The organism is Kitasatospora cinereorecta, assembly GCF_024172095.1.
GTDB lineage: Bacteria > Actinomycetota > Actinomycetes > Streptomycetales > Streptomycetaceae > Kitasatospora > Kitasatospora cinereorecta.
This window is the reverse complement of the sequence record NZ_JAMZDX010000001.1, coordinates 1,147,147-1,160,710: the sequence shown is the minus strand read 5'-3', so window position 1 is coordinate 1,160,710 and position 13,564 is coordinate 1,147,147. Positions and strand designations below refer to the sequence as shown.

Genomic DNA, 13,564 nt, shown 5'->3' with positions numbered 1-13,564 from the left:
CCGGTGACCGTCCGCCACGCACCGTACCTCCCCGCACCGACAGCACGGGAAGGAAGACCGGGTACGGACGGATTCGGCACGGCACGGACGAGTAGGGTCGAGGATCATGACCGACCTGACGATCCGTCGCGCCACCGCGGACGACCTCCCCGCCATCGTCGCCATGCTCGCCGACGACCCCCTCGGAGCCACCCGGGAATCCCCCGACGACCCGGCCCCGTACCGGGCCGCCTACGAGCGGATCGCCGCCGACCCGCACCAGCACCTGGTCGTCGCCGAACGCTCCGGCCGCGTCGTCGGCACCCTCCAACTCACCCTCGTCCCCGGCCTCTCCCGCCGCGGCGCCACCCGCGCCGTCATCGAGGCCGTCCGGATTCACGCGGACGAGCGAGGCGCCGGCCTGGGCACCGACCTGATCGAGTGGGCCGTCGCCACCTCCCGCCGGCTCGGCGCCGACCTCGTCCAGCTCACCTCCGACGCCACCCGCACCGACGCCCACCGCTTCTACGAGCGCCTCGGCTTCACCGCGTCCCACCTGGGCTTCAAGCTCGCCCTGTAGCGCCTGACAGCACCTCAGGCGCCCCACAGGGCGTCGCGCCCCCTGGACGGCCCGCAGAACGGCCTCTTCGGCCTCCGGGTGTGGCGGGGCCCGGAAATGCGAAAAGCCCCTCCCGGGTCTCCCCGGGAGGGGCTATTTCTGAAGAATTGTTCGGCGGCGTCCTACTCTCCCACAGGGTCCCCCCTGCAGTACCATCGGCGCTGTGAGGCTTAGCTTCCGGGTTCGGAATGTAACCGGGCGTTTCCCTCACGCTATGACCACCGAAACACTATGAAACTGTCGACCCGCCGGCAGGGCGGTCGTTGTTTCAGAACAACACAGTGGACGCGAGCAACTGAGGACAAGCCCTCGGCCTATTAGTACCGGTCAACTCCACCCCTCACGAGGCTTCCATATCCGGCCTATCAACCCAGTCGTCTACTGGGAGCCTTACCCTCTCAAGGAGGTGGGAGTGCTCATCTCGAAGCAGGCTTCCCGCTTAGATGCTTTCAGCGGTTATCCCTCCCGAACGTAGCCAACCAGCCATGCCCTTGGCAGAACAACTGGCACACCAGAGGTTCGTCCGTCCCGGTCCTCTCGTACTAGGGACAGCCCTTCTCAACACTCCTACGCGCACAGCGGATAGGGACCGAACTGTCTCACGACGTTCTAAACCCAGCTCGCGTACCGCTTTAATGGGCGAACAGCCCAACCCTTGGGACCTACTCCAGCCCCAGGATGCGACGAGCCGACATCGAGGTGCCAAACCATCCCGTCGATATGGACTCTTGGGGAAGATCAGCCTGTTATCCCCGGGGTACCTTTTATCCGTTGAGCGACGGCGCTTCCACAAGCCACCGCCGGATCACTAGTCCCTACTTTCGTACCTGCTCGACCCGTCAGTCTCACAGTCAAGCTCCCTTGTGCACTTACACTCAACACCTGATTGCCAACCAGGCTGAGGGAACCTTTGGGCGCCTCCGTTACTCTTTAGGAGGCAACCGCCCCAGTTAAACTACCCACCAGACACTGTCCCTGATCCGGATCACGGACCCAGGTTAGACATCCAGCACGACCAGAGTGGTATTTCAACGTCGACTCCACGACAACTGGCGTTGCCGCTTCACAGTCTCCCACCTATCCTACACAAGCCGAACCGAACACCAATATCAAGCTATAGTAAAGGTCCCGGGGTCTTTCCGTCCTGCTGCGCGAAACGAGCATCTTTACTCGTAATGCAATTTCACCGGGCCTGTGGTTGAGACAGTCGAGAAGTCGTTACGCCATTCGTGCAGGTCGGAACTTACCCGACAAGGAATTTCGCTACCTTAGGATGGTTATAGTTACCACCGCCGTTTACTGGCGCTTAAGTTCTCAGCTTCGCCTAGTCGAAACTAGACTAACCGGTCCCCTTAACGTTCCAGCACCGGGCAGGCGTCAGTCCGTATACATCGCCTTACGGCTTCGCACGGACCTGTGTTTTTAGTAAACAGTCGCTTCTCGCTGGTCTCTGCGGCCACCACCAGCTCGGGGAGCAAGTCCCGTCACCAGCAATGGCCCCCCTTCTCCCGAAGTTACGGGGGCATTTTGCCGAGTTCCTTAACCACAGTTCACCCGAACGCCTCGGTATTCTCTACCTGACCACCTGAGTCGGTTTAGGGTACGGGCCGCCATGAAACTCGCTAGAGGCTTTTCTCGACAGCATAGGATCATCCACTTCACCACAATCGGCTCGGCATCAGGTCTCAGACTATGTGAACGGCGGATTTGCCTACCGTTCGTCCTACACCCTTACCCCGGGACTACCACCGCCCGGGCTGGACTACCTTCCTGCGTCACCCCATCGCTCACCTAATACCCCGTTGGGTCACCGGCTCCACCACGTCCCTTTGTCCGAAGACTCCGGGCCGGCTTCACGGGCTTAGCATCAGAGGGTTCAGCGTTGGCGCTTCAAAGCGGGTACGGGAATATCAACCCGTTGTCCATCGACTACGCCTGTCGGCCTCGCCTTAGGTCCCGACTTACCCTGGGCAGATCAGCTTGACCCAGGAACCCTTGGTCAATCGGCGCAAGAGTTTCCCACTCTTGTATCGCTACTCATGCCTGCATTCTCACTCGTGAACCGTCCACAACTCGATTCCTCGGCTGCTTCACCCGGCACACGACGCTCCCCTACCCATCACAGCGGGCGTTGGCCCTATTGCTGCAATGACACGACTTCGGTGATGTGCTTGAGCCCCGCTACATTGTCGGCGCGGAATCACTTGACCAGTGAGCTATTACGCACTCTTTCAAGGGTGGCTGCTTCTAAGCCAACCTCCTGGTTGTCTCTGCGACTCCACATCCTTTCCCACTTAGCACACGCTTGGGGACCTTAGTCGGTGTTCTGGGCTGTTTCCCTCTCGACCATGGAGCTTATCCCCCACAGTCTCACTGCCGCGCTCTCACTTACCGGCATTCGGAGTTTGGCTAAGGTCAGTAACCCGGTGAGGCCCATCGCCTATCCAGTGCTCTACCTCCGGCAAGAAACACGCGACGCTGCACCTAAATGCATTTCGGGGAGAACCAGCTATCACGGAGTTTGATTGGCCTTTCACCCCTAACCACAGGTCATCCCCCAGGTTTTCAACCCTGGTGGGTTCGGTCCTCCACGCGGTCTTACCCGCGCTTCAACCTGCCCATGGCTAGATCACTCCGCTTCGGGTCTTGGGCATGCAACTCAAACGCCCTATTCGGACTCGCTTTCGCTACGGCTACCCCACACGGGTTAACCTCGCTACACACCGCAAACTCGCAGGCTCATTCTTCAAAAGGCACGCAGTCACAGCCCCGAAGGACTGCCCCCACGGCTTGTAGGCACACGGTTTCAGGTACTATTTCACTCCGCTCCCGCGGTACTTTTCACCATTCCCTCACGGTACTATCCGCTATCGGTCACCAGGGAATATTTAGGCTTAGCGGGTGGTCCCGCCAGATTCACACGGGATTTCTCGGGCCCCGTGCTACTTGGGAAATGAGCAAGCAAGCCGTACAGATTTCGTCTACGGGGGTCTTACCCTCTACGCCGGACCTTTCGCATGTCCTTCGACTATCCATACGGTTTCTGACTCGCCGACCGGCCGGCAGACCGATCAAGCTCACTCCCACGACCCCCAAGTGGCAACCCCTGCCGGGTCTCACACCACTCGGGTTTAGCCTCATCCGGTTTCGCTCGCCACTACTCCCGGAATCACGGTTGTTTTCTCTTCCTGCGGGTACTGAGATGTTTCACTTCCCCGCGTTCCCTCCACATACCCTATGTGTTCAGGTATGGGTGACAGCCCATGACGACTGCCGGGTTTCCCCATTCGGACACCCCCGGATCAAAGCTCGGTTGACAGCTCCCCGGGGCCTATCGCGGCCTCCCACGTCCTTCATCGGTTCCTGGTGCCAAGGCATCCACCGTGCGCCCTTAAAAACTTGGCCACAGATGCTCGCGTCCACTGTGCAGTTCTCAAACAACGACCAGACACCCACCCGAACAGGCATGGGACCGGCACTCCATGAGGCAACTTCCGTTCCCTCAGGACCCAACAACGTGCCCGACACAGTCGATCCCAGAATCCGCGTTCCACGCCGAAGCAGTACTAGCGCTCTCTGTTCACTTCCTGTGCCGAATAGTCAACGTTCCACCCATGAGCAAGCACTCCGGGACATTCGCCCGAAGCTGCCATGTGCTCCTTAGAAAGGAGGTGATCCAGCCGCACCTTCCGGTACGGCTACCTTGTTACGACTTCGTCCCAATCGCTGGTCCCACCTTCGACGGCTCCTCCCCTTACGGGTTAGGCCACCGGCTTCGGGTGTTACCGACTTTCGTGACGTGACGGGCGGTGTGTACAAGGCCCGGGAACGTATTCACCGCAGCATGCTGATCTGCGATTACTAGCAACTCCAACTTCATGGGGTCGAGTTGCAGACCCCAATCCGAACTGAGGCCGGCTTTTTGGGATTCGCTCCGCCTCGCGGCATCGCAGCCCTTTGTACCGACCATTGTAGCACGTGTGCAGCCCAAGACATAAGGGGCATGATGATTTGACGTCGTCCCCACCTTCCTCCGAGTTGACCCCGGCAGTCTCCTGTGAGTCCCCGACATTACTCGCTGGCAACACAGAACAAGGGTTGCGCTCGTTGCGGGACTTAACCCAACATCTCACGACACGAGCTGACGACAACCATGCACCACCTGTACACCGACCACAAGGGGGCTGATATCTCTACCAGTTTCCGGTGTATGTCAAGCCTTGGTAAGGTTCTTCGCGTTGCGTCGAATTAAGCCACATGCTCCGCTGCTTGTGCGGGCCCCCGTCAATTCCTTTGAGTTTTAGCCTTGCGGCCGTACTCCCCAGGCGGGGAACTTAATGCGTTAGCTGCGGCACCGACGACGTGGAATGTCGCCAACACCTAGTTCCCAACGTTTACGGCGTGGACTACCAGGGTATCTAATCCTGTTCGCTCCCCACGCTTTCGCTCCTCAGCGTCAGTAATGGCCCAGAGATCCGCCTTCGCCACCGGTGTTCCTCCTGATATCTGCGCATTTCACCGCTACACCAGGAATTCCGATCTCCCCTACCACACTCTAGCCTGCCCGTATCGAATGCAGACCCGGGGTTAAGCCCCGGGCTTTCACATCCGACGCGACAGGCCGCCTACGAGCTCTTTACGCCCAATAATTCCGGACAACGCTCGCACCCTACGTATTACCGCGGCTGCTGGCACGTAGTTAGCCGGTGCTTCTTCTGCAGGTACCGTCACTTGCGCTTCTTCCCTGCTGAAAGAGGTTTACAACCCGAAGGCCGTCATCCCTCACGCGGCGTCGCTGCATCAGGCTTTCGCCCATTGTGCAATATTCCCCACTGCTGCCTCCCGTAGGAGTCTGGGCCGTGTCTCAGTCCCAGTGTGGCCGGTCGCCCTCTCAGGCCGGCTACCCGTCGTCGCCTTGGTAGGCCATTACCCCACCAACAAGCTGATAGGCCGCGGGATCATCCTGCACCGCCGGAGCTTTCCACCAACCCCCATGCAGAGGAAGGTCATATCCGGTATTAGACCTCGTTTCCAAGGCTTGTCCCAGAGTGCAGGGCAGATTTCCCACGTGTTACTCACCCGTTCGCCACTGATCCACCCCGAAGGGCTTCACCGTTCGACTTGCATGTGTTAAGCACGCCGCCAGCGTTCGTCCTGAGCCAGGATCAAACTCTCCGTGAATGTCAACCCGTAATCGGGTCCACACCCGCGAAAGAGCGGCACGGCAACCACCGGAATAGGGCGGCCCCGCGCACTGCGTCCTCGCTAGTGTTATTTCAAAAGGAATCTCCAACCCCAGAAAATCCGGGGCCGGGGATGTCAACATATCTGGCGTTGACTTTTGGCACGCTGTTGAGTTCTCAAGGAACGGACACTTCCTTCGGACCGCCTTCCAGCGGGCCCTCCGGGCGCTTCGTTCTTTCGTGTTTCCAGCTTATCAGAGGATTTCCGCTCCGTTTCACCGGGGCGATTCCTTCTGCTTCGCTTTCGTTCGCCCCTCGCGGTGCGACTCCGGAACTGTACGGGGCCGGGCGGCCCACAAGCAAATCCGCCTCCGTCCGCTCGGGCGGACGGAGGCGGAAGGGCCTGGGATCAGCGAACCTCGGTGATCTCCGGACCGCGCTGGAACGGGTCGAGCGCTTCCCCGGAGTACGGGTTCTCGCTCCCGCCGGCGGCCGGCGGGGCTCCGTCGGCGACCATCTGGGCGTCCTCGGGGAGCTTGAGCACGATCGGGTCGCGGGGAGCCATCGGGGACTCGCCACGGACCACGACGGTCTGGCGGAAGACCTGCTCCAGGATGCCGGCCATCTCGGGCTGGACGGCGGCCTGGCCGGAGATCACTCCGCGGAGGAACCAGCGCGGGCCGTCGCAGCCGACGAACCGCACCAGCTGGAAGCCCTGGGTGCCGTCCGGCAGCTGGACCGGGACCTGGGCGCGGAGGTGCCAGCCGAGCTCGCCCTCCTCCTCCTCGATGATGCCGCCCTGGGAGGTGATGCCGCCGGCGATCTCCTCCCGGACCTCGCCCCAGATGCCCTCGGACTTGGGGGCAGCGAACGCCTGGAGCTGGATCGCGCTGTTGCCGAGCACCAGGGTGGCGGCGACGATCGCGTCGCCGGCCACCTCCACGCGGAGCTCCATGCCCTCGACGCCGGGGACCAGCAGGCCACCCAGGTCGACTCGGCCTTCCTCGGGCTTCTCGAGCTCGGAGATGTCCCACGGCCCGTCCGGGCGCGGGGCCGGCGGCAGGCCGACCCGCTCGGTCGGGTCCAGCTCGGTGTCGTTCGCGCTCTCGGCGGAACCTTCGACGTCATCGGCCGTCTCGTCGGCGCTGATGGCGTCCTCGGCGAGCTGCTCGACAGCGTCCTCGCTCTTGCGACGACGGAACACGGTCACTGTCCTTCCCGGTCCAAGACCGAATCCAAGACCGAAGCGAATACCTGCAAAGCGTCTGTGCTGCCTGTGCTTTTCGTACCTGCCCGGCTACTTGCGTGGCCGCGGGCATGCTAGACCGCGGCGTGGCCGCCGGTCGACCCGAACCCGCCCTCGGCACGTGCCGACCCGGGCAGTTCGGCCACCTCGTGGAACTGCGCCTTCTCGACCTGCTGGATGACCAGCTGGGCGATCCGGTCCCCTCGGCGGAAGCTGACGCCCTCGTGCGGGTCCAAGTTGACGACGATCACCTTGATCTCACCACGGTACCCGGCATCGACCGTCCCCGGGGCGTTCACCAGTGCAACTCCGCAACGAGCTGCCAGTCCGGAACGCGGGTGGACGAACGCCGCGTAACCGTCCGGCAACGCGATGGCGATACCGGTCGGCAGGACCGCCCGCTCGCCGGGCTTGAGCTCGGCGTCGACGGTGGTCCGCAGGTCGGCTCCGGCGTCGCCGGGGTGCTCGTACGCCGGCAGCGGCAGCTCGGGGTCGAGCCGTCGGATCAGGATGTCCACCGGCGGACGGGGGGAAATGCTCACGGGTTCACCTCAAAGGCTCGGGCGCGCTTCATCAGGTCCGAGTCGTCCAGGACCTTCTTGATGTCCTCGGGACGACCGTGCGTGGTGAAGTGTTCCAGCTTCACCTGGATGAAGAGCGCCTGGGCGCGGATGGCGACCGGTCCGTCCGGCCCGCCGATGCGGCCCTCGGCGGCGCTGTAGATCTTGCGGCCGTGCTGTCCGGTCACCCGTGCGTGGATGTGCAGCACCGAGTCGACGGGCACCGGACGGACGAAATCGGTCTCCAGGCGGCCGGTGACGGCGGGGGTGTGCAGCAGCCAGTTGAGGGTGCCGAGGGTCTCGTCCATCGCCGTGGTCAGCACGCCGCCGTGGGCCAGGCCGGGACCGCCCTGGTGGCTCGGCTTCACGGTGAACTCGGCGAACACCTCCAGGCCCTCGCCGGCCGTGGCGATCAGCTGGAGGCCCTGCGGGTGCTGCGGGCCGCAGCCGAAGCAGTGGTCGTAGTGCGAGCCGAGGGGGCTTCCGGGAGCGGGCGCCTCGGGCGCGCGCAGCGGGAGCACCGCGTCGGCGGGCGGTGTGGTCGGCGTGGGGAGCGAGGCGGTGGGTCCGTTCACACGCGCGACCCTACCTGTCGGTAGCAAGCGTGGAGGAGGGGTCGGCGGCGGCGTGGCGGGCGACGGCGCCCACAATGGGGGCATGTACGAGGAACGTCTCACCGTCCCGCGCTCCTGGTGGCTGCTCCCGGTCGCGCTCGGTCTCTCGCTCGGCCTGATCATGCTGCGGTTCAGCGGGGTGGGCGCGCTGGCCGGCCTGGTGGTCGGCGTGGTGGCGGGCGCGGCGGCGCTCAGCAGCTACGGCTCGGCGCGGATCCGGGTGGTCCAGGGCTCGCTGGTGGCCGGGCAGGCCCGGATCCCGGTGACGGCGCTGGGCGAGGCCGAGGTGCTGAACCCGGCCGAGGCGGTGGCCTGGCGATCGGTGAAGGCCGATCCGCGGGCGTTCATGCTGCTGCGCAGCTACGTGCCGACGGCGTTGAAGGTGCCGGTGGTCGATCCGGCCGACCCGACGCCGTACGTGTACCTCTCCACCCGCTCGCCGCAGCGTCTGGCCGACGCGCTGGCGCAGGCGTCCGAGCGGACCGGCTAGGACCTCGCGGGCCGCGCACGGGGCCCGGACACGGCGAAGGGACGGTTCCGCAGGTGCGGGACCGTCCCTTCCGATTCGGCGCGCCGGGCGCGGGTGGTGCGCCTGGCGGGCTCGCCGGGGTGCGGTCGCTCGGGGCGAACCGCTGGTGCTGCCTCCGGCCTTGCTGCTCAAGGCCGGCCGGGGCGGCCTACCGGGCCGACGAAGTGGTGTCGTCGACCCGGGCCACAGCCGCCCGGTGATCAGGCGCCGCAGTCCCGGCAGATCGGCTGGCCGTTCTTCTCGCTGTACAGCTGGCTGCGGTGGTGGACCAGGAAGCAGCTCATGCAGGTGAACTCGTCGGCCTGACGAGGCAGCACCCGGACGGAGAGCTCCTCGTTCGAGAGGTCGGCACCCGGGAGCTCGAGGCCCTCGGCCGCGTCGTACTCGTCGACGTCCACAGAGCTGGACGCCTTCTCGTTACGGCGGGCCTTCAGTTCCTCGATGCTGTCCTCGTTGAGGTCGTCATCGGTCTTGCGTGGGGTGTCGTAATCCGTTGCCATGTTTCGCTCTCCCCCTTTGGGTGTGTGCGGTATCTCCAGCGCACGTAACGCATGGGGGGTCGGTCTTGTGCCCGACCCGAGGCGGAGATTGTGCCTTACTTCAAGCCCTGTTACTCAATCGACATCCAGCCAGGGGCCCGTTGGGGTGACCGAACACATTCCGAACGGCATCGTCCGAAGGGGGTAGCCGGGGGTGCAAAGACCTCGATCCCGACTACCGCGGGTAGTCGGGATCGGCGGGGTGAGGTCTCAACTACCCGTCACGGCAAGGGAAATGGCGAAAGGTCGACAAATCGGCCGACCAGGGGGCCGGTGACCGTACGCCATCGACTCCACCGAACGGGTGATCACCCTGCGGGGTCGGCCGAGCGTGTCCGGCAACCGGGTGTGACGTTCGCCACACCCGGCACTTTTCGCTCGAAATCAGGGCATTCTCACTGCTGCTTCGCGGCCGCCGCGGCGGCGCGCCGGGCGAGCAGGGCCGCCTGCCGCTCGTCGAACTTGGTCGCCTGGGAGTCCAGGCCGTCCAGGAAGACGCCGAGCTCGTCCTGGGCCTGCTGCCCGACCGGGCCGAGGCCGGTGACCTCCATGACCCTGAGCTTGCGCAGCACCGGCTGCAGCACGTCGTCGTGGTGGATGCGCAGGTTGTAGATGCCGCCGATGGCGATCTGGGCGGCGGCGCGCTCGAAGCCCGGGATGCCGTGGCCGGGCATCCGGAAGTCGGTGACCACGTCGGCGATGGCCCGCATGGCCTGGTCGGGGGCGATCTCCAGGGCTGCCTTGAGCAGGTTCCGGTAGAAGACCATGTGCAGGTTCTCGTCGTTGGCGATCTTCGCCAGGAGCTGGTCGCACAGCGGGTCGCCGGAGTGGTGGCCGGTGTTGCGGTGGGCGATGCGGGTGGCGAGCTCCTGGAAGGCCACGTACGCCACCGACTGCAGCATGCTGTGCGCGTTGTCCGACTCGAAGCCCTCGGACATGTGGGACATCCGGGCCCGCTCCAGCTCGACCGGGTCCACGGCGCGGGTGGCGAGCAGGTAGTCGCGGATGGCTATGCCGTGGCGGCCCTCCTCGGCCGTCCAGCGGTGCACCCAGGTGCCCCAGGCGCCCTCGCGGCCGAACATGCTGGCGATCTCGTGGTGGTAGCTGGGGAGGTTGTCCTCGGTCAGCAGGTTGACCACCAGGGAGACCCGGGCGAGCGGGGTGACCTTGGACTGGTCCAGGGACCAGGCCTCGCCGCCGAGCACGCCGTCGAAGTCGCGGCCCTGGCTCCACGGCACGTACTCGTGCGGCATCCACTCCTTGGCCGCCTTGAGGTGGCGGTCGAGCTCGGTCTCCACGACCGCTTCGAGCTCGAGGATCAGCCGGGCGTCGGTCCAACCGGGGGTGGCGGTGCGCTGCACGGGTGCGATGGTCACGGCGGTTGCTCCTGGGGGGCGGGCGAAACTCACCTACGGCTGCGTAGGTTACGTAACCGTAAGTTCTTCCGGCCGCAAATGACAAGCCGCCCCTGTCCAGCGCTTATGTCGTTCTGACACGCTGGCAGGGACGGCTCGTGATCGGTCCGCGCACGGACTCTTGGCTGGGCCGAACGGCGTACCGGGCCGCTGACGGCGTACCGGGCCGCTAGCGACCCGAAGGTCCTCCGCTGGTCGTCGGGATCCGAACCTGGACCCGCAGGCCGCCTCCGGGGCGCGCAGTGGCCTCGATGGTGCCTCCGTGGGCGCGGACCACCGAGCGGACGATGGACAGGCCCAGACCGACGCCCTTGTCGCTGCGGGTGCGGTCGGCGCCCTTGACCCGGCGGAACGGTTCGAAGATGTGCTCCAGCTCGTAGCCGGGCACCACCGGCCCGGTGTTGGAGACCACGAGTTCCCCGCCGCCGCCGGCGACCGGGGCGGTGGTGATCTCCACCCAGCCGTCCGGCGCGTTGTACCGGACGGCGTTCTGCAGCAGGTTCAGCGCGACCCGCTCCAGCAGGACGCCGTTGCCGGCGACCGACGCGGGGTTGAGCTCGGAGCGCAGCACGACCTCGCGGCCGCCCGCCTCGGGGCGGACCTGCTCCAGGGCGCGCAGCGCGACCTCGGAGAGCTCCACCGGGCGGCGCTCGGTGATCTCGTTCTCGCTGCGGGCCAGCAGCAGCAGGCCCTCGACCAGTTGCTCGCTGCGCTCGTTGGTGGCGAGCAGGGTCTTGCCCAGCTGTTGCAGGTCGGCCGAGGTGTTCGGGTCGGAGAGCTGCACCTCCAGCAGGGTGCGGTTGATGGCGAGCGGGGTGCGCAGCTCGTGCGAGGCGTTGGAGACGAAGCGGCGCTGGGAGTCGAAGGCGCGGTCGAGGCGCTCCAGCATGTCGTCGAAGGTGTCGGCGAGCTCCTTGAGCTCGTCGTCGGGGCCGTCCAGCTCGATCCGGCGGTGCAGGTCGGAGCCGGCCACCTCGCGGGCGGTGCGGGTGATCCGGCCGAGCGGGTGGAGCACCCGGCCGGCCATCGCGTAGCCGACCGCGAAGGCGATCACGGCCAGGCAGACCAGGGCGGTGAGCGCCTTGCGCAGCAGGGTGTTGAGCGCCTGGTTGGACTGGACGGCCTGGTACTCGGCGAGCCAGCGGTCGAGGGTGGCCTGGTCGGTGATGGACTGGCCGTCGGGGGTCAGGACCCGCTGGTTCTGGCCGAGCACCAGGTGCGGCAGGGACGCGTCCTGCAGGGCCTGGCGGACGAAGTAGTACATGAGCAGCAGCAGCACCACGCCGGCCATCAGGAACATCCCGCCGTAGAGCAGGGTGAGCCGGATGCGGATGGTGGGCCGCAGGGCGAGCCAGGCGAAGATCCCGTCCCCGGGGTGGTAGCCCTCCTCGGCGCGGTGCTCGGTGCGCCGTCCCGGCCGGTGGGCGGAGAGGATCGGGCGCGGGGGGTGCGGCGGGCGCGGCGGTACCGGACCCGGGCCGCCGGCGGGCGCGCCGGGGGCCCCGCCGGCGGATGGCGGGGTGGTCATGACCTGGTCCTCTCGGGGGGTCGGGCTGGGGTGCGTCGGGGTGGGGGGCGGGGTTCGGGTCAGATCCGGTAGCCGGAGCCGGGCACGGTGACGATCACCGGGGGGTCGGCCAGCTTGCGGCGCAGGGTCATCACGGTGACCCGGACGACGTTGGTGAACGGGTCGGTGTGCTCGTCCCAGGCCTTCTCGAGCAGCTGCTCGGCGGAGACCACGGCGCCGCCGGCCCGCATCAGGACCTCCAGCACCGCGAACTCCTTGGGCGCCAGCTGGACGGTCCGGCCGTCCCGGATCACCTCGCGCCGGCCGGGGTCGAGGCTGATGCCGGCGCGCTCCAGCACCGGCGGCAGCGGGACGGTGGCGCGGCGGCCGAGTGCCCGGACCCGGGCGACCAGTTCGCTGAAGGCGAACGGCTTGGGAAGGTAGTCGTCGGCGCCGATCTCCAGGCCCTCGACCCGGTCGGAGATGTCGCCGGACGCGGTCAGCATGATCACCCGGGTGGCGAGGCCCTGCTCCACCACGCGGCGGCAGACGTCGTCGCCGTGCACCAGCGGCAGGTCGCGGTCGAGCACCACCACGTCGTAGTCGTTGACGGCGATGCGCTGGAGCGCGGCCTCACCGTCGTAGACGACGTCGACGGCCATCGCCTCGCGGCGCAGACCGGTCGCGACGGCCTCGGCGAGCAGCTGCTCGTCCTCGACGACGAGAACCCGCACGGTGGTATTCCCTTCTGCTGACGCGGTCCCACACGGGTCCGACAGTGCCTCCATCCTGCCTGGTCCGGCGGTAAAGCAGCGGTAAGCGGGAAAAGGGGCCGCCGAAGCGGAGCGGCCCGGCGCCGCTTGGACTGTGACGCGGGCAACTTTCCGAACGGGGGAGGTTTCCCCGGCGCACCGCGGGGGAGGACAACCTGCACACCGCGAGCCGTCCGTTCGGTGGCTCGCACACCCACCCACCGCGTGTTCCATCCGCACCGGCATGGGGATCGAACGTCATCGGCAGCGGCCGCAGGCCGTCTCCGCGCCCGACCGGGGGATCCAGCACCGGCCACGGCGCTACCGCTCCGACGTCGCCCTCCGTCCCGGGGAGCACACGGACCGCGCCCGTCCGACACAGTAAGGGGGCCCGTATGGACGCCTTCACCGCCGGGATTCTGCAGCGCATAAGGAACGCCGAGCAGGATCTCCACCGTGCTCTCGAAACCGGGGACGAGTTCCTGGCCGAGGTCGAGCAGTCCGAACTCGAGGACCTGCAGCGCCTGGCCGCCGAGCACGGCATCGATCCGGTCACCGAGACGCACCGCACGGCCGCCTGACCGTCACCTCAGGCAGGAAACGCGAGCCCTGGCACGATCA

General features: G+C 66.0%; 9 protein-coding genes, 3 rRNA genes and 1 pseudogene. 3 read left to right on the top strand and 10 right to left on the bottom strand.

Annotated elements, in window-relative coordinates; all coding sequences use genetic code 11:
• Window positions 1-106: 106 nt before the first annotated feature.
• Complete coding sequence (locus FHR36_RS05175) at window positions 107-559, top strand: GNAT family N-acetyltransferase (RefSeq protein WP_253794113.1); 453 nt, start codon at window positions 107-109, stop codon at window positions 557-559.
• Between the two features lie 148 nt (window positions 560-707).
• Here the strand turns inward: FHR36_RS05175 and rrf are convergent.
• From rrf to FHR36_RS05145, 6 genes and pseudogenes are all read right to left on the bottom strand, one after another.
• Window positions 708-824, bottom strand: a 5S ribosomal RNA gene (rrf, locus tag FHR36_RS05170).
• A 71-nt stretch (window positions 825-895) separates the two neighbouring features.
• A 23S ribosomal RNA gene (locus tag FHR36_RS05165) occupies window positions 896-4,003 on the bottom strand.
• Window positions 4,004-4,262: 259 nt separating this feature from the next.
• Window positions 4,263-5,779 (bottom strand): 16S ribosomal RNA (locus FHR36_RS05160).
• The 16S, 23S and 5S rRNA genes sit together here, the layout of an rRNA operon.
• Before the next feature lie 411 nt (window positions 5,780-6,190).
• Entirely contained in the window at window positions 6,191-6,985 is a 795-nt protein-coding gene (locus FHR36_RS05155) for a DUF3710 domain-containing protein (protein WP_253794112.1), read from the bottom strand.
• A 119-nt stretch (window positions 6,986-7,104) separates the two neighbouring features.
• Window positions 7,105-7,563: pseudogene (gene dut, locus FHR36_RS05150) on the bottom strand (dUTP diphosphatase); the annotation flags it as partial.
• A 2-nt stretch (window positions 7,564-7,565) separates the two neighbouring features.
• On the bottom strand, window positions 7,566-8,162 hold the full coding sequence (locus FHR36_RS05145) for a PaaI family thioesterase (RefSeq protein ID WP_253794110.1): 597 nt from the start codon (window positions 8,160-8,162) through the stop codon (window positions 7,566-7,568).
• 82 nt (window positions 8,163-8,244) lie between these two features.
• Between FHR36_RS05145 and FHR36_RS05140 the strand changes: the two genes are divergently transcribed.
• Window positions 8,245-8,691 carry a DUF3093 domain-containing protein gene (locus FHR36_RS05140; RefSeq protein ID WP_253794109.1) on the top strand — a complete coding sequence of 149 codons (447 nt, stop codon included), beginning with the start codon at window positions 8,245-8,247 and terminating at the stop codon, window positions 8,689-8,691.
• A gap of 239 nt (window positions 8,692-8,930) precedes the next feature.
• Here FHR36_RS05140 and FHR36_RS05135 read toward each other — a convergent pair whose 3' ends face one another.
• The 4 genes from FHR36_RS05135 to FHR36_RS05120 form a co-directional block, all read right to left on the bottom strand.
• Window positions 8,931-9,230, bottom strand: a complete 300-nt coding sequence (locus FHR36_RS05135; RefSeq protein ID WP_253794107.1) for a DUF4193 domain-containing protein — start codon at window positions 9,228-9,230, stop codon at window positions 8,931-8,933.
• Between the two features lie 434 nt (window positions 9,231-9,664).
• Window positions 9,665-10,645, bottom strand: a complete 981-nt coding sequence (locus FHR36_RS05130) for an acyl-ACP desaturase (protein ID WP_253794105.1) — start codon at window positions 10,643-10,645, stop codon at window positions 9,665-9,667.
• 208 nt (window positions 10,646-10,853) lie between these two features.
• Window positions 10,854-12,212, bottom strand: coding sequence for a sensor histidine kinase (locus FHR36_RS05125; protein ID WP_253794103.1), 1,359 nt, complete (start codon window positions 12,210-12,212; stop codon window positions 10,854-10,856).
• Between the two features lie 59 nt (window positions 12,213-12,271).
• The gene (locus FHR36_RS05120; protein WP_253794101.1) at window positions 12,272-12,925 is read right to left on the bottom strand and encodes a response regulator transcription factor; all 654 of its coding nucleotides are present in this window, start codon (window positions 12,923-12,925) and stop codon (window positions 12,272-12,274) included.
• 413 nt (window positions 12,926-13,338) lie between these two features.
• On the opposite strand from FHR36_RS05120, the gene FHR36_RS05115 reads away from it, so the two are divergent.
• Window positions 13,339-13,524 (top strand): hypothetical protein, encoded by a 186-nt coding sequence (locus tag FHR36_RS05115; RefSeq protein ID WP_253794099.1) that lies wholly within the window; start codon window positions 13,339-13,341, stop codon window positions 13,522-13,524.
• The last annotated feature ends 40 nt before the right edge of the window (window positions 13,525-13,564 follow it).